Raw genomic sequence first — 22,857 nt, 5'->3', positions numbered from 1 at the left:
GGCCTGCAGCACTCTGATCATTTTTTGATCAGTGCTTCCATGGGCAGCGCTGCGCTAGAATGCGCCTCTTTTCCACAGCCTGCTGCCCACCATGCCCGATCTGAACCCCGCCTCCCCTCCCCTTGCCGTCGTCATCGGCGGCGGCCCCGCCGGCCTGATGGCCGCCGAAGCACTGGCCCAGGCAGGCTTGGCGGTCGAGGTGTTCGACGCCATGCCCTCGGTGGGGCGCAAGTTCCTGCTGGCGGGTGTTGGCGGCATGAACATCACCCACGCCGAGCCATACCCGGCGTTCGTTTCACGCTATGCCGAGCGCCAGGGCGAAGTCGATGCGCTGCTGCGCGACTTCGACGCCGACGCCTTGCGCCAGTGGATTCACGGCCTGGGCATCGAAACCTTCGTCGGCACCTCGGGGCGGGTGTTCCCCACCGACATGAAGGCCGCGCCATTGCTGCGCGCCTGGCTCAAGCGCCTGCGCGACAGCGGGGTAGTTATCCACACCCGCCACCGCTGGTTGGGCTGGAATGCCGACGGTGCGTTGCGGATCGCTTATCCACAGGGTGAGCGCGCGGTGAAGGCTGCAGTCGTGGTACTGGCGCTGGGTGGCGGCAGCTGGGCGCGACTGGGTTCGGATGGCGCTTGGCAGCCATTGCTGGCCGAACGGGCTGTGGATATCTCGCCTTTGCAGCCCAGCAACTGCGGCTTTGAGGTGGAAGGCTGGAGCGCGTTGCTCAAAGACAAGTTCGCCGGCGCGCCGCTGAAGAACATTGCCCTGAGCGTACCGGGCAGCGCACCGCGCAAGGGCGAATTCATCCTCACCACCCAAGGTGTGGAAGGCAGCCTGGTGTATGCCTGGTCGGCGCCGGTGCGCGAGGCCATCAACCGCGAAGGCCGAGGGGTACTGCTGCTCGACCTGCTGCCGGACAAGCCTGTGGACAAGATTGCCCTGGCGCTGGCCAAGCCGCGTGGTTCGCGCTCCATGGCCAAGCACCTGCACAGCCAACTGGGGATTGATGGGGTCAAGGCAGCGCTGCTGCGCGAGCTGAGCGATCAGGCGACCTTTGCCGACCCGCAGGCGCTGGCCCGGGCGATCAAGGCATTGCCGATCACACTGGTGCGCACGCGGCCGCTGGATGAAGCGATCAGTAGTGCCGGCGGGGTGCGTTTCGAGGGGCTGGATGAGGGGTTGATGGTCAAGGGCATGCCGGGGGTGTTCTGTGCTGGCGAGATGCTCGACTGGGAGGCGCCGACCGGGGGGTATTTGCTGACGGCGTGCTTTGCCAGCGGGTTGCGCGCCGGGCGGGCGGCGGCAGCTTGGCTAAAAGCCTAAAGCTGATACCGCCCCCAACTGCCTTACATAGACCCTACAGGCTGCCGCGATCCCTGTGGGAGCGGGCAAGCCCGCGAAGCAAGCGACGCGATGGATGGCACCGGCTGCGCCGGTGTTCGCGGGCATGCCCGCTCCCACAGGGATCGCGTGATGGCTGCAAATTTACGGCTTACGCTTGCGCGGCCCACCATTGAAGCTAGGCACCTTGCGCACCGCCTTCACCGCCGGCTCCGCATTACCCGCTTCAGTGCTGTCCATCCAGCGCCCCAGCCCGCGCTTGGCGCTGTTCTCTTTCGGCTTCTTGGGCTTCTTCGGCTTCTTGATCACCTGGCCACTGGCGTCGGTCATCGGCACCCGGTGATCCGGGATGAAGTCCGGCTCTTCATGGCGCGGCAAGGTCTGGCGGGTCAGCACCTCGATAGCCGCCAGCATCTGCACTTCATCCGCGCACACCAACGAAATCGCCTCGCCCTTGTTACCCGCACGCCCGGTACGGCCAATGCGGTGTACGTAATCCTCGGCAACAATCGGCAGGTCCAGATTGACCACCAGCGGCAGGTCGTCGATATCCAGGCCACGGGCCGCCACATCGGTCGCCACCAGTACCTGAATCTCACGGGCCTTGAAGCTGTCCAGCGCACGCTGGCGGGTGGCCTGCGGGCGGTCACCGTGGATGCCGTCGGCGTTTACACCTTCGGCCAGCAGGCGCTCCACCAACTGGTCGACACCGTTACGGGTCTTGGCAAACACCAGCACCTGCGTCCAGCGTTGCTTGCGCAGCAAGTGGCAGAACAGGTCTTCCTTGCGCTTTTTATCCACAGGCACCAGCCACTGCTTGACGCTGGCAGCGGCGGCGTTGCGCGGGCTAACCTCGATGCTGAGCGGGTCATTCAACGCCAGCCCCGCCAGCACGCGGATCTGGTCGGAGAAGGTGGCGGAGAACAACAGCGTCTGGCGCTTGCGTGGCAACGCGGCGTAAACCGATTGCAACTCTTCGGCAAAGCCCAGATCGAGCATGCGGTCGGCTTCGTCCAGCACCAGGGTTTGCACCTGGTTGAACTTCACCGCCTTCTGCCGGAACAGGTCGAGCAAGCGGCCCGGGGTGGCCACCAACAGATCGACGCCACGACGCAGGCGCATCATCTGCGGGTTGATGCTGACGCCGCCGTACACCGCGTAAGTGCTCAGCGGCAGGTTTTCGGCGTACTCGCGCACGTTGTTGTGTACCTGCTCGGCCAGCTCGCGCGTTGGCACCAGCACCAGTGCGCGGATCGAGTTGCTGGCCACCTTCTCGCCCTCCAGCGCCAGGCGCTGCAGCACGGGCAGGGCAAAACCTGCGGTCTTGCCGGTGCCGGTCTGGGCTGCGGCCATCAGGTCGCGGCCGGCCAGCACGGCGGGGATGGCCTTGGCCTGCACCGGGGTCGGGGTGGTGTAGTCCAGCTGCTGCAGGGTGCGCAGCAGCGGTTCGATCAGGCCGAGTTTGGCGAAATTCATGGCAATACCGTCAGGGGGTTCAGCGAAGGCGGCAAGTTTACCGCATCACCCCCGCCTACTTGCAGATTTCGCCTTTCAACGGCTGCGCAGGCGCAGGTGCCTTGCGCCACTGTGGCAGGCCGATCAGCACCACCGCACCGATGATCACGGCCATGGCCACGCACTCTTCGGCGCCAATCTGTTCGCCGGCAAAGACGATACCCAGCAGCACGGCAACCGCCGGGTTGACGTAGGCATAGCTGGTGGCCGCCGCCGGGCGTACGTTCTTGAGCAGGTACATGTAGGCACTGAACGCCAGGATCGAGCCGAAGAACACCAGGTAGGCCAACGCCCCCCAGCCGGCCGCGGTGGGCATCTGCGTCATGCGCTCGCCAGACAGCACGCTGCCCAGCAACAGTGCCGCGCCACCCACCAGCATTTCCGCAGCGCTGGCCATCGGCCCCTGGGGCAATGGCAAGGTCTTGCTCCACACCGAGCCGAACGCCCACGACGCCGCTGCGAAAATGATCAGCGCCGCCCCCACCGGACTTGCCTGCAGGTTGGAGCCCAGGTTCAGCATGCCGATACCCACCAGCCCCAGGGCGATCCCCGCCCACTCCAGCCGCGAGTTGCGGTGCCCGAACAACAGGCCGAACAGCAAGGTGAACAAGGGCACTGTCGCCACCGCCAGCGCCGCCACACCCGATGCCACCCCGGCATGTTCGGCCACGGTCACGCCGCCGTTGCCACAGCTGAGTAGCAGAAAGCCGATGGCCCCTGCCGCCCGCCACTGCGCCCAGGTCGGCGCCGGCGCACCACGCCAGCGCAAAAAACCATACAGCAGGCCGCCGGCAATCAGGAAACGCACCCCAGCCATGAGCATCGGCGGCCAGCTCTCCACGCCAATGCGAATGAACAGGTAGGTGGAGCCCCAGACCAGGTACAAGGCCAGGAAAGCACCGATGAGCAACAACGGGAAGCGGCGGGAGGCAGGCATGGAAAACTCGAAATCCGTTTACGGGTAATTCAGTTTAACGGCCTGCCTGGGTGAAGTTGCGTTACAGAACGGGCTCAAATGAGCGGCACACTTTTGGTGCGCCCGGCTTGGGCTGTGGCCTTAGCGGAATTTGGCCAGGGTTTCGCGCACCTTCGCGGCAGGCACTTTCTGCAAGCGGCAAAGCAGGCCGTGGGACAGTTGCTGGATACCGTGGGCCTGGCGCAGTTCGCCTACCAGGTGTTGCAGCAGGTTGGCGGCCATCTCGGCATCGGCCATGGCCCGGTGCGCGGTGCCGGTATCCGGCAGGCCGGCCCAGCGGGTCAGGGTGCCCAGCTTGTGGTTCGGCGCCATCGGCAGCAGGCGCCGGGACAGCAGCAAGGAGCAGGCGAACGACTGGCTGCGGCTACGGCCGATGCGACTCAGTTCGTAGTCCCAGAACTTCTGGTCGAAAGACGCGTTGTGTGCCAGCAGCGGGGTGTCGCCGACAAACTCGGCCACTTCGTTCATCACCTTGTCCACCGGCGGCGCGCTGCGCAGCATGGCGGTGGTAATGCCGGTCAGCCCGGCGACGAAGGCCGGTACCGGCACGCCGGCGTTCATCAGGCTCTGGTAGCGCTCGACGATGCGCCCGCCTTCCAGCATCACCACCGCCACTTCGGTGGCGCGGCAGCCGGCGCCAGGGCTGATGCCGGTAGTTTCAAAGTCGATGACAGCAATACGTTCCATGAAGGGGCCTCAATGTTTGAGCAATAGCTTACCCTCGATGGGCACATAACGGGTGGCTGCACGGATCAGCGACAATGCGGTCAGCCCGGACACGCCATACACAACGGCCTCTGTACCGTGGCGCTGGATCACCCGTTCCAGCAGCAGGTCGAAGTCGCCATCGCCAGAGGCCAGCACCACCTGGTCGACCCGGCTGGCCGCGTCGATCACATCCAGGGTAATGCCCACATCCCAGTCCCCTTTGGCCGAGCCATCGCTGCGCTGGATGAAAGGCTTCAGGCGCACATCGAAACCAAGGTTGCGCAAAATCTGCTGGAACTGCTGTTGCTTGCTGTCGCCACGGTCGATGGCATAGGCCACCGCTTCGACAATTTCGCCTTCACGGCTGACATCGTTCCACAGGGCGGTGTAGTTGAAATGGCAGCCATGGGCCTGGCGCACGGTGTAGTAGAGGTTCTGCACATCGGCGAACAGCGCGATCTTTTTCACCTGGGAACCTCATGTCTGGCCTGGAATACTGGGGGCTGCTCCGCAGCCCTTCGCGGGCACGCCCGCTCCCACAGGTGTCGCGCGTGGCCCTGTGGGAGCGGGCGTGCCCGCGAAGGGGCGCAAAGCGCCCCCATAAATGCCAGCAGTATGCCAGACCTGTCAGACGTACGAATCGTCGTCCGAGAAGAACCCGCCATCGTCGCTGCCATAATCGGTATCGGCATAACCGCCCTGGTCACTGCCCCAGCCACCGTTGTCAGCCACTTGCTGCTGCCCGCCCTCGTCGTTCCAGCCGCCGCTGTCACTGGCGGGCGTCGGCTCTTCCTTGACCACCTCAACCACCTCTTCCGGCTGCGAGTTGTGGTTGAACAGGCTGCTGATGCCCTGCGCCAGCAACACACCACCGGCCACACCGGCCGCCGTTTGCATGGCGCCGCCAAGGAAGCTGCTGGCACCACTGCGCGCCGGTGCCGCACCAAAGCCAGGCTGCTGCGGTTGCGGCTGGGAGAAACCCGGTGCCGACGGTTCGCGCCAGCCGCCGCCGGACGCTACAGGGGGCGCCGAAGGGCGTTGTTGTGGCTGCACGACCGGAGCCGCATCGCGCCCACCCGAGCCAAAGATGCTGGACAGGAAACCACCGCCGCCATTGCTAGGTGCGCTGTTACCGGCCTGTGCAGCCTCGGCCTGGGCGCGGGCCTGCTTCAGCTCGGCTTCCAGCTGCTTGTTCTGCTCGTCGAGGCGCTTGATTGCCGCCTCCTGCACCAAAATCGCCTGGGCCATGTAGTAAGGCGCCGCCGGCTGCTGGCGCAGGTGCTGCTCGATGCACGCCTGGGCCTGCGCGTCACGCGGCTGGCTTGGGTCTTCGGCTTGCTTGATGCGGCCGAACAGGCCGTCGATCAGGGTTTGTTCTTCAGTGTTCATGGGGCGACCTCGTGGGGTAGCGGGACAACGGACAGCGTCAAAGATGGGGTGTAGCGGCACGGGATTCAATCACTGGCGCCGTGAAACTTTTTTCAGCAAGTGACAGCCCCACGCCCGCTTTGGGCTAAAGTTAGGCCCCTGTTTTTACTGCCATGCGATGTTGACTGATGAATCCGCTGAGCGTTCTGCGCGACTCCCTGTACTTCTTCCGCCGCCACCTGCCAAGCATCCTCCAGCTGTGCCTGCCGCTGGTGGTGCTGGAGGCCCTGCTCACCCAGCTGCTGTACCGGCAGATGGGCGACCAGGCATCGCCGGCCTACGGCATGCTGGTCAGCCTGCTGTTCTACCCGCTGTACAGCGCGGCACTGATTCTTTACCTGCACACCCGCAGCAACGGCCAGGACATCGGCAAGCGCGACCTGTTCGCCCGCGCCGTGCAGCTATGGCCGCAACTGGCCCTGCTGATCCTGATCAGCTCGCTGCTGATCATGGCCGGCCTGGCGCTGTTCATCTTTCCGGGCGTATGGATCATGATCAACCTGGTGTTCGCCGAGTACCTGCTGGTGCTGCGCGGCCTGCCGGTGGTGCAGGCGATGCGCGAAAGCGCACGCATGACCACCGGGCACTTCATGCGCATCATGATCTGCGTGGTGGCTGTGCTGGCACCGATCTGGCTGATCGACGGGCTGCTGCTGATGGCCTTCCCCGAGCCCTCGCCCGGCATGGAGCTGGCCATGGACAGCCTCAGCGGCTTCCTGCAGTTGTTCAGCACCGTGGTGCTATACCGCCTGTTCATGCTGCTGGAGGGCGATGCCGAGGCCTGAGGCAACAAGGGAAAGTCTTCGACCTGCCTGGGCGTCGCTCCTCGGCATTAGGGTGCAGAACCTTCAATGCCAATCGAGGAAAGCACCATGGACGAAGACATCCAGGCGGCATTTGCCATGTCGTTCCGCGCCAGGCTGTACCTGCGCGCCGTCGACCGGTACATCCCGCTGCGCCTGAGCCGCGGCAGCGACAAGTTCAGCTGGGGCATTACCCCCGAGGATGACTGGTTGCAGGCTGGGGGAAGGCAGGACTCGCCGGTGATGGACTTTCATTACCACTCGCAGACCGACGATCGCCTGCACTACCACATCAGTGTGCCCGGGCGCCCGCAAGCCAAAACACTTGGCATCAGCCGCAATGGCTACCTGGGTTTCTACTGGCATGCCGACGTTACCGACTACTGGAAGATCGAGCCGCTGGAGCTGACCGATGAGGGCCTTGTCTGTCACTTGCGTGACCACCGGGGCTACAGGGTCGGCGCTCTGGAAGATACGCCTCACAGGAACGGGGATTGGGTGGCCTTGCTCAATGTCGAGGAAGGCCAAGTGTGCACCTTCCTGCTCGCACCGCTCGACTGACCGCCGTCCCGGCGACCTTCAGGTACCCCGGGGCTTGGCCCGCGCCGTAGCCTCGGCCACCAACGGGTCGTCCGGCCAGTAATCGAGAGTATCAGCTAACAGTCCAGCACATTGACAAGCTGTATACCCCGGTTCACTGGAGCTACGATCGCGACGCCAAAATGCCATTGACAGTCAATCCTTTCGAACAATGTTGACTGATTTCGGGTTGTCTAAGCTCAAGATTGACACTCCTTTGGGCTTAGATCGCCGGTTCAAGCGGAGACATTGACAACGCCGCTCCAGGTGAGCTTGGTCAGGCCTGGGCTAGGAACGAAAGCGATCTCTGCACCGAAAGCTATAGAGGCTCGGCTCTAGTGCCTTAGCCGAAGCAGACGACGCCACACCAAGAACCGGACGATAAAGACATCGCTGTCACAACAGATGGTAGAGAAGTAACGGAGGTCGCTTTAAGAGACGGTAGTAGCCGGCCGATATGGGGAACGATTCTACCCTTAGCCAACATCATAGACATTGCTTAAACCATTTGATAATTTGCTTTCTATAACGAGATCATAGCGTTTCGCCATCAATAATAAGTATGGAGATGCTCGATGGTTTCTCAGGGATTGGAAAAGTTGTCTAAGGGACCGCGATGAACGGAACAAGTACTTCCAGTAATCCACTTGGCTCGGCTCAGCGAGAGCACGCTGGTGCGAGAACATTCGAAAAGTATGAATATCAATATCATTGGGCGCTATGCAAAATATTTGAGCGCCACGCAGACACTCAAGAGTATGTAGTTTTTGTCGAGTATCATGAAGATGTGATCATCGGGGACGGGTTGGACCCGACATCAGTCAAATTCGACTTCAATCAGGTAAAAAATTACGAAACAGGCAAGTGGACTTTAAACCGAATACTGAAACGCAAATCAAAAAAAGAAGGAGGAAAGGACTTATCTATCCTTGGCAAAATGGTGGATGGCGTTAACAAAAAGGGGCTGTATGATCGGCTGCATTCGCTCGGCCTTGTTAACACAAGTGGATTCGATCTAGAGCAGATAGACAAAGACCTTGAGCTCTCTATTATCAGTACGGGCGACTTGACGTCTGAATGCCTGCAAAAAATATCAGATGCTCTTAAGTCTGAAATCGGCTCCGATGCAATTCCTGAAACCCTGCGTTTTGTACTATCGGATCTAACCTCTGTATCATTTCAAGACGCCTCAATAGGTCGCCTCTCGAACATGATTGAATCCAAGTGGCCCGATTCGAAATACAAACCTCAGAGCATCTACTTATCGTTAATGGATGATCTGCGCCGCAAGGGGATGATAGCTTTCGACTTTTCGAAATGGGAAGAATGCGTACAAAAAAAAGGGCTCACTTCGATAGATGTGCAGAAGGTGATTGACCTCTATCTCCAGGACCCTTCGGCCGATGCTGATTTAACCTTATTCAGATCAGCGCTGGAAATATTGTCGGTCAAGCTTCCTCGCCGCATACCGTTGACGCACGCGTTTAGGCGGTACTATCAGGAGCAAAAATATGGCAGGTCCATGCCCTACTTAAACTCATGCAAATCAATCAGCGCAGCTATTGATAACGTCCTCGACGCGCCGTCAGCTGAAGAGCTTACCGAGAGTGCCAGCATATTCATCCCTGCAGTAATATCGAAAATGTCAGCCTCCGCAGTAGATGCGTTTCCAGATGAACAGACCTTAGAGGCAGCAATAATTTATGAATTATCAAAAAAACTCTAACCCCTCATCAAGCTTAGAAAATTATAAATTATTAGTTAGAAACCTAAGGACTAAGCGCTATGAAAAAAATGACATTCAAGCAGGTGACAATAATATCGGATTCCCTAAAATGTGGCGGGCAATTCGAGTTAAGTCCGAAGCTGAATCTAATAACGGGCGATGACAATAGCATTGGGAAATCAACGCTTGCAAAAATCCTTCTATGGACAGTTGGCTGCGATCCACATTTCGATACGACCTGGGCATCCCTTGATGCTCTAGCACTCGTAGAATTTGACATCGGCGAAGAAAGCTACGCAACCGCGAGAAAAGGCAACCAAATTTGGCTAAGAACCGGTTCAAGCTGGCAAACGTTCCCCAAAATCACAGGGGACTACTCAAAGCAATTCGCCAAACTTGTTGATTTCAATGCCCTACTGCCCAGCCGTGACGACACTGCCTCTCTAGAAGTACCGCCTCCTGCATTCTTTTTTCTACCTTTTTACTTAGACCAACGCGAAAGTTGGTCGAAGGCCTGGACGTCCTTCTCTGGTTTACTTCAGTACAAAAACTGGCAGCGCACGATAATTGAATGTCACACAGGGTATTTAACTGATAGGCACTTTTCTATTGAAAAGCAGATCGCATTAAAAACTGATATCAAGCGAGACGCCGCATTAGTTGTCGGCAGGATTGATACGACCTTATCCGTCATGAGCGAATTTGTACCCCCCTCTAAGCGCTTGTTGGCAGCCACACCAGCGGACGTCGACATCCTTATTTCCAATATAACGACATCTCTTTCCGAACTGCAAGCTGAACAAGAGATGATTTTCTCAGAACTCGCAAAACTACAAATCGACAAGGAGCACACTTCAAGTCAGTTGAATATTGCTAAAAAAGCGATAGCATCACTTGAAGATGACTATAAATTCTCAGTAGAGAATATAGCAGGGGACGTGCTGAATTGCCCGATCTGTGGAACAGAGCATGATAACTCTCTGCTGAATCGCTCCTCCATTCTAGCCGACAAAGATAGCGCAGCAGAGTTGGCCGCCAGCCTTGCTGCGAGCCTCTCTAAAATCACGGAAAGCATTGACAGAAACAAAATAAAACTTAACGCCACGAAATCGAAAATATTTGACATTGAATCACTAGCGGAATCTCATTTTCCAAGTGTAGATGATATCGCAGATGATGACCCAACATCATTCATTGAGAGCCTTGCTTCCCTTGCGGTCCAGAGAAAAGTGGTGCAAACACGCGACAAAAAAAATATTACTATAAAAAACGTCGAACGGGAAAACCGCGCCTTCAAAAAGCAACAAAAAGAACTGCTCAGCAAAGATGAAAAAGAAGCCATGAATGCCGAGTTCATGTTCAAACTGCGGAAATACATCAGCAGGCTCAAAGCAGACGGTGTAAATTTATCTAATGTGAGGTCACCAATAGACTACAAAAAACTATATGGAAGTGGCGGCGCAGCTGAAAGCGTCCGTGGGCTGCTGGCCTACTACCTGGCCACACTACAACAAATTTACAAGTACAAAAACGTGGCAGCCCCATTTATCATTGACACGCCAAACCAGCACGAGCAAGTCAACCAATCATATACAGAAATTCTGGAACTGCTCAAGACAGAAATTTCTCAACAGTCTCAGGTCATTTTATGCGCCATGGATCGGGAGGATCTTTCCAATTTTAAAGAAGATGCCAAAGTAATCACGCTGACCGACAAAAAGCTTTTGAGTGCATCAGGTTATGTTGCACATCGTGAAAGTTTACGTTTTTTAGATGATGTTGCTACTCCTTGAGTACAGCACCGAACATTACTAGTGCATTACGCTATTACGACCTGAGTCAGTAGTTCCAGATGAGCGCTTCATTGGCGCGTGGAAGTCCTAGCGATAAGGATAGGAATTCCCACTAAGGCTTAGCGAACTCCCTCGCTCCAAACACGGAGCCAGACGGTGACGTAACCGGCCTCCAAGCTTCCAAGTTTGCGCCTCAAAAAGGTTCAAGGGCTGCTCGGCTACCGGCGGCCCTGACCTTGGATGTTCTATAGAGAGTAGTCAGACATAATCGGCTCATCTCAGGAGCCGATCTCACCTTCTGCGAATAATATTCCTACATATTGATTTGCCGCATGAAGAAATTGTACTAAGTCTCGTGAGTTCGCGTGAATCAACGTGGCAGGATATTTGGGGTACTCACCTGCATGCGCTGCCGCATTCATAAGTTGATAAACTTGGTAGGCAGCCAACAGAATTGAGTGCCAATTCCTTACAGTTACATCAACTTTGTTAGAAGGCCTGAGCATAATTGCAAACAGAGTGGGCCGAAGAATATCAGTAGAGCTATCGGATGTGGCTTTGCAAAGATTTGTAGCCGCCTTAGATAAAAGCTCTGGAGATGACTTCATGACCGTAGAAAACAGAAGAGAAATCAAGGAGTTTTTATTTTGAGAGTTGGGCCGATAGCCTCTGGGGTCAGGCACGCCCCGTAGAGTCGCTTCAAATCTGTCTAATACATCGCTGGTGGAGCCGGCTCCATCGCAGAGTGTGTCAATTAGCGGCCTTGCTTTACGATGATCAACTACTGACACCTGCCTAATACGTTCCACAATTGTTGACTCAAGCTCATAGAGAGATGAGGCTAAAACACCAACTTGAGCATCGTTGCAGTTTAAAAGGTCAAGCTCTGCACTCCACATCAAGTCGGAAATATGGAGATAAGTCTCGGTTCCGCCTAACACTGGGAACCAACGAGGCAGGGTTACAGGTGAGCTAATCTGAGAAAGATTAAAATTTTCCTTTAGCAATATAATAACTGTAATTTTTCTGTTGCACTCTATTTGCAAACCTTCAAAGCTTTGGCGGTTGCTGTCTAGCAGGCGTGAAAAATCCGCCATTACAGCGTTTGCGCTTAGAAATAAAGTTTCACGTAGGACCACTGGAACGATTACGTCATCGCTTCCGATATTTCTAAGTTCATGAGCTAACGCGTCTCTGGAGCCGTGAGCAATTTTAACCCAGAATAAGCGCAAGAAAGTTTTCTCATCCCACTCAATACCATTTAAATACCCTGCAATAGCTTTGGCATCCAGTTCCATTATAAAACCTCCGGGGTAGAGCAGGCTGCTAGCCTGGCCATGAGTCGTACAGCTGGTCTTATGTTGCCGTTGTCTTGCCTGAAGAAATTCGACAGAACCCCAGACGTTAAAAGAACCTGTGGAGTAGTTGTGCTGCCTGCTAACGATTGCGTTGCGTATTCGTTGTAGCGCGCAATAGGGCAATATAGAACTTTTGGATTCTTCATGCCGATTTGATGCAGCACCCTAGCGATTGCATAGAGCCAAAGCTCATCTCTTCGTGACTCTTCGCTAAGATATCCAGAGAACTGGTTCTTGAAGAATGGGTAGAATGAACTCCTGCTGAGCACACCTGGAATAAGTCGAGCCTTCGCGAATAGCTCAAATCGGTTCGCATCTAACGTACTGGAACTTACCGCATTATTGGTGGCGAGCCAATCGCAGAAATCGACCATCAAATTGACGGTCAGGTAAGGGTGCCCGCTGGTCTCAGCATACACTGCGTCAGCAAACGATGATGAGAATGGAAGATTTTGGGAAAGCACCTTCCTGAGAAACTGACTGAATTCAGAGTCACTACCCCCTTCTAGATGCTCGAATAGTGGGAACGGATGCTGTTTTACCAAAGGGCTAAGCTGGTTCTGCGCTGGAATGATATGATACGCATCAGGTCTTTGTCCCATGAAGATCAGCAAATTTCTGGAGGCGAATCGAACCATTTGACTCAACAAAGGCAGAGCGACATTGAATTTGATCATTTGGTTTTGCGCAGCCATCGCACCCAGCATTCCGAATAAAATTTCGTATTCGTCAAGCAGGAAGATAACTTTACTGTTTGTGCGCTCTGCTCCAGCGCCAGCGAGGCAAGCAGTTATGACATTCTCAAAGAAATCGCTTGCAATTGGCTTCGCTGACTCGAGTGCGGCTCTTATTTCTCTCTCAAATATGTTGTGATGAACTTGGTCAGTAACTTGATCCATGGTTTGAAAGATCACTAGAGAGCGCCCCGACAAGCTTGTTGCAGCCGTGGTTTTACCTGAGCGCCTGACACTGCACCATAAATGAATGCCTGTACCACGCTCAAATTTCTCTAAAAGAACTCTTACGCTATGCCTCTCAACAGTAAAAAGCCGCCTGGTGTCTGGGTCTTCAAGAGGGAAGTCTTTGGCGTAATTATGCCGAATTAGTTGTGACCCTTCGAGTTCTGAATTAAATTCTATTAGCTTCTCTAATCCGCCTCTTACAAGCTCAGACAAGTCATGTGCACGCTCTGACAAGCCTGATACTGAGGAGGCGTCAATTAAATTGCGCTTGTCATGCTGTTCTATCCAGCTGATTACAATTGGGCTAGCCCTTAGTACAGCCAGGGTCGAGTTATTGATACCTAAGTACTCAACTTCAACAAGCTCCGTAACATCGCCAGAAAAAACTGCCACTACACTGAACTCGGAGGTGATCCCGCCAACTACAGAGAAAAGCGTTATCTCCAGACTGATAGGGGTTGTCTGGTGAATTCTGCTAACCCTGGTAACTAAATGGTCGTGACCATTATATTTATTGAAAAGCGCGTCGACGGCTAGAAGCAATGGGACTATCGTGTCAAACAATCCTATAAGTGGATAAATTGTCTTCTCGTTTCTCTGCATTAAGAGCAAGGCATCCGCCCCAGTGGTAAACCCGAGCGCTGGAACCCAATGTTTGTGGTGTTCACAAAGCTTATTCCAGCTTAACACTTCAGCGTAGCCTTCTAGTACGCCACACAGCAGAGCCGACCCTATATTTCTGTATAATCTCGCCTGACTCGCATTGCTTATTTTTTCTTGGCTATCGACATACAGATTCATTATTAAGTACAGAAACTGCTGGAGACCGCTCAGCGACTTATATTGAGCGGCCTCTTCACTCAGCCCATGTTGCTTTGAATATGATATCCCGCGACTGGCAATGTTCGTCGAATGTTCTGCAAACAGGTCGCGCATCTTGCCCAAGGTGCTCGACCAGTCATCTGCACGCTCTAAATTATCGTATATATCTTTATAGATAAATCCGACGGTATCGCGATAATAAGTTGCCCACTGGAAGATGTGGGATGTCTCAAGCTTATTGAGGCGTAGTTTGTAGTTCTCTAATTCTTGCTCTGCCCCTTGCTCTGACTTTTGCTCTAACTCCACTAATGGGGTAGTGGATCTTTGGGGTTGACTGTCATTTGATGCGGGAGTCTTTAAGCAGTCACCAAGTAGTTTTTGTAGTTTTCTTTTCCGTTTAGGAAGAAATCTATCAATTGCCTCTCGCAACTCTGGCGCAACAATAGCAAGCTCTTCAAAGCTTATGTTACAGATTAGGCGAGCAAGCAATGACTCAGCTTCAGCCATTGCGATTGAGTCAATTTTTGCATTTACGGCGGCTAGCGTCTGGCGCGTACTGCCACTAGCTAAAATCATTAATTCATCCCTGTCGTAATTCATTAACCAATAATCTTGCTTCTAAAATATTCCAGCCGGCCTCTAGCTATTTTAATCTAAGTATGCGCAATATAAAAACCGTTCAAAACATCGGAGGCAAAACATTACGGTATATCTCATTTTAAAAATAAGCATTGAACCGTCCGATCTCGCAGCAATTGCCTCCAGCTGGCCTGTGTTCCTTGCTAGGGCAATATGCCATTATTGGGGGGCCATAGATAGCCATCAGAAACGGAAAGCGATGTGTCCCTAGTAGCTGAGTCCAACGCGTCATGTGCGGCGGCGCTGCCGTATCCCGACTTGAGGAACGCTTCGCCTTAGAATAAAACGCAATTGTTATATCGACTTATTAGAACTTATGGTTGTAATTCTAGCCCATAACCGATCGCCCGCGAATGGCCGTTTGAGGACCTCCAGCAAAGGCAGCTTCGGGTTTCTGCCGGTCAAGGCGCCTTAGCGTTTCGACCTTCTCTTTCAATCGCTCGGCCTTGGCTACGGCCACTTCCGGCATCGCCCGGTCTGCCGAATCCATCGCTGTCAGATAGCGCTCTATGCTCTGCTCGATTTGCTGCATGCAGGCTTTCACCTTGGCCTGGATGAGGTTACGGTCGCGATTGTTTACGGCTTTGAACTTGCTGCTGTCGATGGCAATGATCGACTCAGAGAACAGATTGGCCGAACAGGCGCTGCACTCGATTGTCGGTTTGTACGAGGTTGAACGCCAGGCTCGGGATATGAGCAACGAAGACCGTTGGCGAATACGTCAGGAAATGGCGGTACCGATCAGCAAAACACTGCATGACTAGATCTTGGCCAGCGCGACCTGGTGCCCAACGGATCAGCCACGGCCAAAGCCCCTCGATTACAGCCCCATCGACAACAACCAAGTCGAGAACCAGATACGGCCATGGGCACTCGGTCGCTCGAACTGGTTGTTTGCCGGGTCGCTGCGCAGCGGCAAACGGGCCGCGGCGATAATGAGCCTGATCCAGTCGGCGCGTCTGAATGGGCATGATCCGTATGCCTATCTCAAAGATGTGCTGACGCGTCTGTCAACACAACGGGCCAGTGAGATTGCGGAGTTGCTTCCGCATCGTTGGCGTCCGACTTAGTCGTGCAAGACGGTTTGCCCGTACACTTATGCTTTATCTAAGGATCAGAAATGCAAAAAAACATCCATCGGCGACACTTTTTACAAGGCACCCTGGCATGCTCGATAGCCCCCGTATTACCAGCTTGGGGAGCTAATTCGATCACCCGAGAGCTGGAGCTACTTGAGCATTCCTCCAACCGTACAATAGGTCTTTGGGCTCTTGATACAGGAAACGGAAGGTCGCTGGCTTATCGAGCCGAAGAGCGTTTCCCATTCTGTAGCACCTTCAAGATTATTCTGGCCGGCGCCATCCTCCATCAGAGCGAAACCGAGTCATCTTTGCTTGAGCAGCGGATCCATTACGGCGCTGATCAATTGGTGGTCTACTCCCCGATCACCCAAAAGCACGTTGCCACGGGTATGACCGTTTCTGAATTGTGCGCAGCCGCCATCCAGTACAGCGACAACACCGCAGGCAATCTGCTGCTTGCCTTGGTTGGCGGCCCGGTCGGGTTGACGAGCTTCGCACGCACGAATGGCGACCCTTTTTTCCGGCTAGATCGCACAGAGCCGGGGTTGAACAGCGCATTGCCTGGTGATCCCCGGGACACATCGACACCTTTGGCTATGGGCACTCTTGTCCAACGACTGGTGCTGACCGATCACCTTACATCTGCTTCCCGGCAAACCTTGCAGAACTGGCTCAAGGGGAATACGACTGGTGCGAGCCGAATCCGCGCTGGAGTGCCGCAGCATTGGGTGGTAGGGGACAAAACAGGCTCGGGCGACTATGGTGTTGCCAACGATATTGCCACCATTTGGCCGGAAGGGCGGGCACCTTGGATCCTTGGAGTTTTTACTCGTGGAGTGGAAAAGGCCGCCCCCTTAAACAGCGAGATCATTGCGGTGGCGACACGTTTGGTAGTTAGCACCTGGAAGAACTAGGCTCAGGAAGACCCGTAGATCCCTCAGGTCGAAAACCAGATACGGCCATGGGCACTTGGAAGCTCGAACTGGCTGTTTGCCGGGTCGCTGCGCAGTGGTAAACGGGCGGCTGCAATCATGAGCCTCATCCAATCAGTGCGTATGAATGGGTATTATCCGTATGCCTATCTAAAGGACGTACTTACGCGGCTGCCGACGCAGCGGGTGCCGACCTGAATTGCGCAAGGTGAGTTCACCGTACGCTTACCCTGTTGCTGCCGGATCGACGCCTGCAAAACCGAGCGCGCCCAGGTCGAGTTCATCGACGAAGACATCGACCACTCGCACTGGGTTTTCATCGGTGATGTAGTCGTCCAGGCACTCAGGTAGCAATTTGGCCTGCGCCCGAGCCTCACCTTCGATGAACCGCTTCATGATTGCCCCCGCCACGATCACGACGGTCGAACGGTTAGACAACCGAGGGCGTTTTCACACAGCCTGGGTCGGATGCAGACGTTCGTGACCATTCCTCAAAACAAAAATTCCAAGGTCAAGGCCATTTCTGGCTCGAAGCCGATTGATCACGGTTTCTTTTCCTTGGGGTTCAACCAATCAAGGACCGCCAGGCATATAGCAGGATCACCAAGGTCGGCTATCAAGGTATCTTCGGCTTTCTCGCTCGGTCCGGCCTTAACCCACGCGAGCGATGGGTGATTGTCGGGAAGAAGCTGCTCGATAGCTGACCTAGAAGACTCGTCAGACCCCACTGCCGGCCAAAGCATTAAAAGGAGAAGAGCTCGTCGCTTAGCGTTCGCCGATATTCCGCGCGCAAGGTCAAGGCGCTCATGAAGATCCATTCGACATGTTGCGATGAGGGTCAACATGGCGGCGATTGACGGCTCGCGCTTCGCCAGGAGGTCTACGGTGATCTGGCTAATTACTGTAGCGTCCAGTACTTGTACCTCCCTCAACATCGCGTGGGCTGCCGCACGCCTGATAGGAATGCGACCGGGAGTAACTGCGAGCTCTAAGAGCCGTTCTTGGAATGTGCTCCCTCCCTGCACAGCCATGATCCTGAACAAGTTAGCACGGACTAGCCAGTCGGAGGTCCCAAGCGCGATCTCCTGTAGCTTCTCAAGGATTTCCGCATCAAGTGGCGCAAGAGCGGCGATCGCATCGACTGCAGAGCGCGCGATGGGGAATTCGTCCTCTTCGCCATAGTAGCGTGATGAAGTAGACCAATGATCGTGCGCTAGGTGTAGCAGCACTGGAAGATGGTTCAGATGAGGCTTGGCCCCTAGCAGGCGGATTAAGGCCTTCCTTACCGGGCTGCCTTGGGCATGTGCCAAAGCGAGTAATTCCGCCGGCAGGGGCGCCGCGATGCTGGCTCCTATCTCAAGGAGTGCCTTAGCCACGACATGGGAATATCTATGGTCGAGTGCCCCGGCGGCAACATCTTTCATTCCAAGTGCAATGGCGGCATTAACAGCCTCAACGCATGACTCATGATCATCGCTATGGGCGAGTGTCCACTCTATGTCATCGCGTGCAGAGCCAGGAAGGTCAAGGTGTCGACGAATGCGTAATGCACGCACGCTCGGGCTTGAACGGACAGGTTTTGCGAGTAGGATGATTGCTGCCGAAGATAAAGGTCGTGGTTTTTCTGCTGCGCTCTTCTGGGCTGCTCTGCACAGCTCGCTAAGTTCGGGATCGAGGCGATTCAGAGCAGTTATTGCGGCTGCTTCATGCTTGTCGCCTTCGCCCTTCGTCCAATCCTGAAGATGTGCGAGGTCGATCATTAGTTCGACAATCCGCTCATCCTTTCCAGCCTCACGAAGTTCATCTGTAATCTGAGGCAGCGAGTCTGGTGTTTTGTCGATTAGGCAAGCCAGTGCGGCATAGCGTACCGTACTTTGCGCAGCCCCCTCACGGACGCGGGAAAGAAGCTTTTCCCGATACTGCTCGTCCCAACGCTTCACCATAATTAACCATAGCGTATCCTCTTCGTCGCTACCGAATGCGGCGGCGAATGCACCAACGACTTCATCGTCAGACGGCGCCTGGGTATCTGCTTCTCTCATGAGAGACTGCATCCAATAGCGGAGGAGCGGCGCGGCATGTCGGTGCTGTGCGAGACTTTGCCAACCGTTCACCTGACGCATACGATCGGTATAGGCTTGTAGAAACTCTACCGCCGTATAACCATCATCATTGTCAGAGAGATGTTCGGCGTAATCGCTGCTGTAAACTTCATTGATGATGGCGAGGCGTGTGACGCGCGTCTCCGCCTGCTCGTCAGTTGTTGGTGTGAGTACTTCGATAGCAGTATCTACGATAGGCTCGAAGCCGCCAAGATCGTGCAAGGCGCCGGCAGCGATAACATCGGACGAGTGGGTGACCCCATAGCGGACGATGGCCGCAGCTGTTTCGAGATAGGCTGAGGTCAGGTCGGGCGCCAAGCGATTGAGGTCGTCGATAAAAGACAGACTGTAGTAATCGTGCTCATTTGGTAGCATTTCTCGGATGAAGCGCCCAGCGATCACCGTAATCGTTCGATCCGCGCGAAGGCGGTCATACCAGGCATCGGGATGTTCTGGGCGCTCCCAAAAAAGCATGCCAGCTAAGCTCTGATCCGGTCGGTGAAGAAGGTAGCGAACAAACTCAGCAGCGTTGGACGAAGTTGACCCCGCCGCAGCTGCAAGCTTTGCATACTCGCTCAATTTTAAAGAAGGGTCGAGAAGGCGATCAGATAGCCAAGCGTCGATCTTAGCTGCCGCTTTAGGACGCGGAAGGAGCGTCAGCTCCGGGATATGCTGTGCAGCGGCGACGATGCGTGCGGCTATCCCTGCTCCCCAATCGTCCCCTAGTCCATCTGGATCGGTCAGGACGTCAAGGAGCGTACGCAGCGCCAAGGTTACGGGAATCGGTTGGCGCTTGAGCGCCGCCTCTACACCTGCTTCGACACGGGGGTGATAATAACTCACATCCCCTGAACCGGAGCGTAGGTTGCGTGCAGCAACGAAACAGTCCACTAAAGGCATAACGCCTTTTTCGAAGGCGGGCAGCGATTCGGCTAGTTCAAGCTCCAAGCTACGAAGCATCCGGAGCGACAGATGATCGTTTGCCTTCAGGAACCCCCATACGACGGCTGCGGCTCGAACATCTTCTCGCTCCTCAATTTGCAGAACGACTGTCAACTCAATCGACTGCTCGTGAGCTTTGGCGATCGCGTCGCTTATGAAAGCATTCTCTCCATACTTCTGTGGACGCCCCATGGTGCGTAGCGCGTCGAAAAATTTCTCGATTTCAAGCGGGGTTGCCAAACTAGCGAGCACCTGCGGCTCCGCTCTAGCCGCCAGTAGGCGCACGTCCCGTGGCAAAGTATCGATTCGAGAGCGGTAGAGCCGCTGTCGCTCAGGCTTGCCATAATGCTCTGCTTCGAGCGGAACCACCCATCGATCAACAGACTTCAGCGCCCCCGACGACATGGCCACATCTCGCCGACTCGTGGCTATGATCATTCTATCGGCGCGTGCTCGCCCAAGCCATTGGGCAAGTTCGTCGTTCCATGGCCGGCTTGCAGGATCGAAATCGTAGCGGCCCCACGGATCCTCAATGTCATAGAGAACAGGTGGCGGCGTTAGGTCATCGCGCAACTGTTGCGGACCACGACGGATTGGAACGCGCGTCAGTCCCGGGTTCTCGCGGCGAAGCTCTTCGTAGAGTTTGCTTGTCGCGAGTGTTTTTCCAGTTCCGGATTGGCCAATGATGATCGCGGCGTATTTGGGGCTTCCCATTGCGTCGCGCAGATCTTGCCAGTTTCTGGGCTGGACATAGTTGTCGAGTTGAGGCGAACTCGCTAGGTAGCCGTCGTGGCTGCGGATCACCTGCTCGAGATCTTCCCGGCGCCAGCGGCCCTCGCCCACGCGCCGAGCGCGCAGCCGTGCCTCACCGCGGAGTACGCGGAGGCACTCGATCCAGCGCGAGTTTGGGACTCCAAACCGTTCGATCAGGAGTCGTTTGATTTCGTGTATTAAGTGCTCTTCGCCCAAATTGCCAATGACCGCAACGCGTCCCGCAGCTCCTGCCGGGAGCTCCTTCAGCATAGAGGAAGGCATTCCGCTGCTCTTAGGCCAACTTCCGGGGCGCTTCACTGCTAGCCCTCTCGCTTTTCCGTTTAAAGCCGCGCTTGTTACTAATAGATATCGGATAGTAGGGGAGGCCAACCGCCGCGCTGCCGATAATCGTGTTGCACTTCCATGCTTCAGGACACGACTGATGCCGTTAACAGTCCAGGCGTCGCCGCCGCGGAGCTTTGCCTGCACGACTAGGGTGTAGCCATCCAGACCAACTTGTGTCGATACGCGCCCGGGCTCGTCGTCTGCCAGTTGCGCTTCGATATCCTCCTCGCTACTGGGCTCAAGTTCGAGCATCTGAGTGAGGCCAGAGCCCAGCATTAGATCGAGGGCCAACCAGATGGAGATGTCGACCTGGTAATCGTAGCCAGCGAGAGACTGGGCGCCTGAACCAGCTTCCGAGTCAGAGTCACTGTCAGCTGTGAGCACCGGCTCCTCCCCCTCCTCCATATAACTCCACTCCGGATTGCGCGTCTGCGTTTCTGCAACTGTAGGTATATCCTACTTGAATTCACATTACGGATATGGATTTAGAGAATTAAAATTGTCGCAGGAGGCCCCCTGGTTTCGTGGTCTCCAGTCCGTTCGTGATAAATCGCAAACTGTCGCAACCTGCCCCCGAGCTAGAAGGGCCAAGCGCTCTAGAGAATTAAAACTGTTGCAGCCACAAACGGTGAGGCGTCCCGCCCTGTAAAGAGCGCTGGCCGATGGAAGGGCCAATCCCTGTCCCGTTGGCTGGCCATATTGGCCTTTCTATGGCGAGACCTCATCTCACCGAACCCCCTTGCTACCACATCGACTGATGTCACAAAGCCTTCCATCGGAGGCCTACCTCCTCTATACTGTTTATATATACAGATCACCCTGAGCCCCCATCTTCTCCCGTTTTAAACAGATTGGAGCAATTGATGCCATCAACCGACTTTATGGAATTCAAGACTTTCGCTGACATCCAAGGTCACTTCGAAATCGCCCTAGATCTGCTGCTTAATAAAGTGAATTTCAGCCACGCTGTGTGGCCTTACAAGCTCTATCAGCCAGAAGCAAGCTGCCAGTATGAAAAGCTTGGTAAGCGTTGTGCTCAGCAGCACCAAAAAGGTTACGTCGTTAGTTGTACGGATGGTTCGGTGGTTCTGATTGGCCATTGCTGCGCTCACAAATACCTCAGCCTGAATGATGAATCGGTCAAATCTGGCTTCAAGCAGCTAGATGCGAACCAGCGGCAATCAATCCGTCGTCGTAAGGTGGAAAACCTGCTCAAGAAGCGGCAATCATACGTAGAGCAGGGCAAAGCCGTTCACCTGCTGCATAGGGATCTGCAAGTGCGAATCTCTGATTTATGCAACACACTCCCCCGACAGATCTGGCATAAATTAATCGACCGCTGGAAGACTAATAGGCTGGAAGTGGTCTGGGAATATCAGATAACAAAGACAGGATTCGATAATGGAAAGAAGATTATCGAGAGAGCTTGGTACCCGAGTTCCTACGGCAAGCTCAATGGATTGGGTGCATGGCTTGAGCTGGATCATAAAACTTATGCTGGGCAGATATCAGACTATCGTAAACAGCTCGATCTTATTCCTGCCAAAGATCACCTGACTAACGCTGAAATTGATCAAGCCGAGGCCACTCTCAATAATGTGGCTGCTATCACGAGTATTGAACGAGAGCTTGGAGCTCTGTCCAGGATGATGAGCGACTTTTCCGAAAAGTCCAATCTGGTACTTACAGTCCAGCTCACCAGCAATCAAGCCATTCGGGCGGAAACTGTAGCCGCTGTCCATCGGTTGACGGGAGAAACGCTAGCGATGGCGCCCGAAAGGTTTGTTGCAGATATTGATGCAGCTCTGAAGCGCAAATACGATGCAACCGGAATACGTATTCAGCAGTGACGAACGTTAACATGGTCGGGCCTGGAAACAGCAGCAAGTCACCAGCAGCCACGATGTCGTTCCACAGGTCGTGGTCGCAAGTGAGGTCGGCGTACCATTGTGTATGCAGCTGCGGGTTCGTGGCTTTAACCGATAGTGCTTTGATTTCGTCGTTGCTCGGCCAAAATTCGCCGAGCATGACGGACTTACCATCTGTG

The 22,857-nt window shown here is 55.1% G+C and carries 16 protein-coding genes and 4 pseudogenes; 10 read left to right on the top strand and 10 right to left on the bottom strand.

Features of this window, described 5'->3' with window-relative positions; all coding sequences use genetic code 11:
* Window positions 1-91 precede the first annotated feature (91 nt).
* Complete coding sequence (locus tag ABOC32_RS06410) at window positions 92-1,327, top strand: TIGR03862 family flavoprotein (RefSeq protein WP_426810457.1); 1,236 nt, start codon at window positions 92-94, stop codon at window positions 1,325-1,327.
* A 162-nt stretch (window positions 1,328-1,489) separates the two neighbouring features.
* On the opposite strand, the gene ABOC32_RS06405 is transcribed toward ABOC32_RS06410, so the two are convergent.
* From ABOC32_RS06405 to ABOC32_RS06385, 5 genes are all read right to left on the bottom strand, one after another.
* Entirely contained in the window at window positions 1,490-2,821 is a 1,332-nt protein-coding gene (locus ABOC32_RS06405; protein ID WP_426810456.1) for a DEAD/DEAH box helicase, read from the bottom strand.
* A 55-nt stretch (window positions 2,822-2,876) separates the two neighbouring features.
* Window positions 2,877-3,797 (bottom strand): drug/metabolite exporter YedA, encoded by a 921-nt coding sequence (gene yedA / locus ABOC32_RS06400; protein ID WP_426810455.1) that lies wholly within the window; start codon window positions 3,795-3,797, stop codon window positions 2,877-2,879.
* 120 nt (window positions 3,798-3,917) lie between these two features.
* The gene (locus ABOC32_RS06395) at window positions 3,918-4,523 is read right to left on the bottom strand and encodes a 3'-5' exonuclease (protein ID WP_426810454.1); all 606 of its coding nucleotides are present in this window, start codon (window positions 4,521-4,523) and stop codon (window positions 3,918-3,920) included.
* 9 nt (window positions 4,524-4,532) lie between these two features.
* Entirely contained in the window at window positions 4,533-5,012 is a 480-nt protein-coding gene (locus ABOC32_RS06390) for an NYN domain-containing protein (protein ID WP_426810453.1), read from the bottom strand.
* Between the two features lie 159 nt (window positions 5,013-5,171).
* Window positions 5,172-5,933 (bottom strand): DUF2076 domain-containing protein, encoded by a 762-nt coding sequence (locus ABOC32_RS06385; RefSeq protein WP_426810452.1) that lies wholly within the window; start codon window positions 5,931-5,933, stop codon window positions 5,172-5,174.
* 167 nt (window positions 5,934-6,100) lie between these two features.
* On the opposite strand from ABOC32_RS06385, the gene ABOC32_RS06380 reads away from it, so the two are divergent.
* The 4 genes from ABOC32_RS06380 (at window position 6,101) to ABOC32_RS06365 (ending at window position 10,873) form a co-directional block, all read left to right on the top strand.
* The gene (locus ABOC32_RS06380) at window positions 6,101-6,757 is read left to right on the top strand and encodes a YciC family protein (RefSeq protein ID WP_426810451.1); all 657 of its coding nucleotides are present in this window, start codon (window positions 6,101-6,103) and stop codon (window positions 6,755-6,757) included.
* 87 nt (window positions 6,758-6,844) lie between these two features.
* Window positions 6,845-7,336: a hypothetical protein gene (locus tag ABOC32_RS06375; RefSeq protein ID WP_426810450.1), complete on the top strand. Its 492-nt coding sequence runs from the start codon at window positions 6,845-6,847 to the stop codon at window positions 7,334-7,336.
* A 634-nt stretch (window positions 7,337-7,970) separates the two neighbouring features.
* On the top strand, window positions 7,971-9,080 hold the full coding sequence (locus ABOC32_RS06370) for a DUF4297 domain-containing protein (RefSeq protein ID WP_426810449.1): 1,110 nt from the start codon (window positions 7,971-7,973) through the stop codon (window positions 9,078-9,080).
* Window positions 9,081-9,139: 59 nt separating this feature from the next.
* A complete protein-coding gene (locus ABOC32_RS06365; protein ID WP_426810448.1) occupies window positions 9,140-10,873 on the top strand; it encodes a hypothetical protein in 1,734 nt (577 codons plus the stop codon).
* Window positions 10,874-11,151: 278 nt separating this feature from the next.
* On the opposite strand, the gene ABOC32_RS06360 is transcribed toward ABOC32_RS06365, so the two are convergent.
* The 3 genes and pseudogenes from ABOC32_RS06360 to ABOC32_RS06350 all read right to left on the bottom strand — a co-directional run.
* A complete protein-coding gene (locus ABOC32_RS06360; protein WP_426810447.1) occupies window positions 11,152-12,171 on the bottom strand; it encodes a hypothetical protein in 1,020 nt (339 codons plus the stop codon).
* Entirely contained in the window at window positions 12,171-14,615 is a 2,445-nt protein-coding gene (locus ABOC32_RS06355) for a hypothetical protein (RefSeq protein WP_426810446.1), read from the bottom strand. Before ABOC32_RS06355 ends, ABOC32_RS06360 begins: the two co-directional genes overlap by 1 nt.
* 445 nt (window positions 14,616-15,060) lie before the next feature.
* Window positions 15,061-15,288: pseudogene (locus ABOC32_RS06350) on the bottom strand (IS5/IS1182 family transposase); the annotation flags it as partial.
* On the opposite strand from ABOC32_RS06350, the pseudogene ABOC32_RS06345 reads away from it, so the two are divergent.
* The 4 genes and pseudogenes from ABOC32_RS06345 to ABOC32_RS06330 all read left to right on the top strand — a co-directional run.
* Window positions 15,185-15,514 (top strand): annotated as a pseudogene (locus ABOC32_RS06345) (IS66 family transposase); the annotation flags it as partial. The pseudogenes ABOC32_RS06350 and ABOC32_RS06345 overlap by 104 nt on opposite strands.
* 75 nt (window positions 15,515-15,589) lie before the next feature.
* Window positions 15,590-15,724, top strand: a complete 135-nt coding sequence (locus tag ABOC32_RS06340; RefSeq protein WP_426811572.1) for a transposase domain-containing protein — start codon at window positions 15,590-15,592, stop codon at window positions 15,722-15,724.
* A gap of 50 nt (window positions 15,725-15,774) precedes the next feature.
* Window positions 15,775-16,650: a class A beta-lactamase gene (bla, locus tag ABOC32_RS06335; protein WP_426810445.1), complete on the top strand. Its 876-nt coding sequence runs from the start codon at window positions 15,775-15,777 to the stop codon at window positions 16,648-16,650.
* Window positions 16,651-16,677: 27 nt separating this feature from the next.
* Window positions 16,678-16,866 (top strand): annotated as a pseudogene (locus ABOC32_RS06330) (transposase domain-containing protein); the annotation flags it as partial.
* Window positions 16,867-16,896: 30 nt separating this feature from the next.
* Here the strand turns inward: ABOC32_RS06330 and ABOC32_RS06325 are convergent.
* Together ABOC32_RS06325 and ABOC32_RS06320 are read right to left on the bottom strand one after the other, a co-directional pair.
* Window positions 16,897-17,064: pseudogene (locus ABOC32_RS06325) on the bottom strand (IS5/IS1182 family transposase); the annotation flags it as partial.
* A 146-nt stretch (window positions 17,065-17,210) separates the two neighbouring features.
* Window positions 17,211-20,555, bottom strand: coding sequence for a hypothetical protein (locus tag ABOC32_RS06320; RefSeq protein ID WP_426810444.1), 3,345 nt, complete (start codon window positions 20,553-20,555; stop codon window positions 17,211-17,213).
* 1,118 nt (window positions 20,556-21,673) lie between these two features.
* Here ABOC32_RS06320 and ABOC32_RS06315 point away from each other — a divergent pair.
* A complete protein-coding gene (locus ABOC32_RS06315) occupies window positions 21,674-22,660 on the top strand; it encodes a hypothetical protein (protein ID WP_426810443.1) in 987 nt (328 codons plus the stop codon).
* The last annotated feature ends 197 nt before the right edge of the window (window positions 22,661-22,857 follow it).

Origin of the sequence: Pseudomonas sp. WOUb67, from assembly GCF_050058005.1 — a bacterium.
Lineage (GTDB): Bacteria > Pseudomonadota > Gammaproteobacteria > Pseudomonadales > Pseudomonadaceae > Aquipseudomonas > Aquipseudomonas putida_R.
This window is presented reverse-complemented; position numbering and strand designations above follow the sequence as displayed.

What these genes read in the sequence shown, in the direction of transcription:
- yedA (WP_426810455.1), bottom strand. Translation starts at nt 3,797, where the DNA reads ATGCCTGCCTCCCGCCGCTTCCCGTTGTTGCTCATCGGTGCTTTCCTG.
- ABOC32_RS06385 (WP_426810452.1), bottom strand. Translation starts at nt 5,933, where the DNA reads ATGAACACTGAAGAACAAACCCTGATCGACGGCCTGTTCGGCCGCATC.
- ABOC32_RS06315 (WP_426810443.1), top strand. Translation starts at nt 21,674, where the DNA reads ATGCCATCAACCGACTTTATGGAATTCAAGACTTTCGCTGACATCCAA.
- ABOC32_RS06380 (WP_426810451.1), top strand. Translation starts at nt 6,101, where the DNA reads ATGAATCCGCTGAGCGTTCTGCGCGACTCCCTGTACTTCTTCCGCCGC.
- ABOC32_RS06360 (WP_426810447.1), bottom strand. Translation starts at nt 12,171, where the DNA reads ATGGAACTGGATGCCAAAGCTATTGCAGGGTATTTAAATGGTATTGAG.
- ABOC32_RS06395 (WP_426810454.1), bottom strand. Translation starts at nt 4,523, where the DNA reads ATGGAACGTATTGCTGTCATCGACTTTGAAACTACCGGCATCAGCCCT.
- ABOC32_RS06355 (WP_426810446.1), bottom strand. Translation starts at nt 14,615, where the DNA reads ATGAATTACGACAGGGATGAATTAATGATTTTAGCTAGTGGCAGTACG.
- bla (WP_426810445.1), top strand. Translation starts at nt 15,775, where the DNA reads ATGCAAAAAAACATCCATCGGCGACACTTTTTACAAGGCACCCTGGCA.
- ABOC32_RS06340 (WP_426811572.1), top strand. Translation starts at nt 15,590, where the DNA reads ATGAGCCTGATCCAGTCGGCGCGTCTGAATGGGCATGATCCGTATGCC.
- ABOC32_RS06375 (WP_426810450.1), top strand. Translation starts at nt 6,845, where the DNA reads ATGGACGAAGACATCCAGGCGGCATTTGCCATGTCGTTCCGCGCCAGG.
- ABOC32_RS06405 (WP_426810456.1), bottom strand. Translation starts at nt 2,821, where the DNA reads ATGAATTTCGCCAAACTCGGCCTGATCGAACCGCTGCTGCGCACCCTG.
- ABOC32_RS06370 (WP_426810449.1), top strand. Translation starts at nt 7,971, where the DNA reads ATGAACGGAACAAGTACTTCCAGTAATCCACTTGGCTCGGCTCAGCGA.
- ABOC32_RS06410 (WP_426810457.1), top strand. Translation starts at nt 92, where the DNA reads ATGCCCGATCTGAACCCCGCCTCCCCTCCCCTTGCCGTCGTCATCGGC.
- ABOC32_RS06365 (WP_426810448.1), top strand. Translation starts at nt 9,140, where the DNA reads ATGAAAAAAATGACATTCAAGCAGGTGACAATAATATCGGATTCCCTA.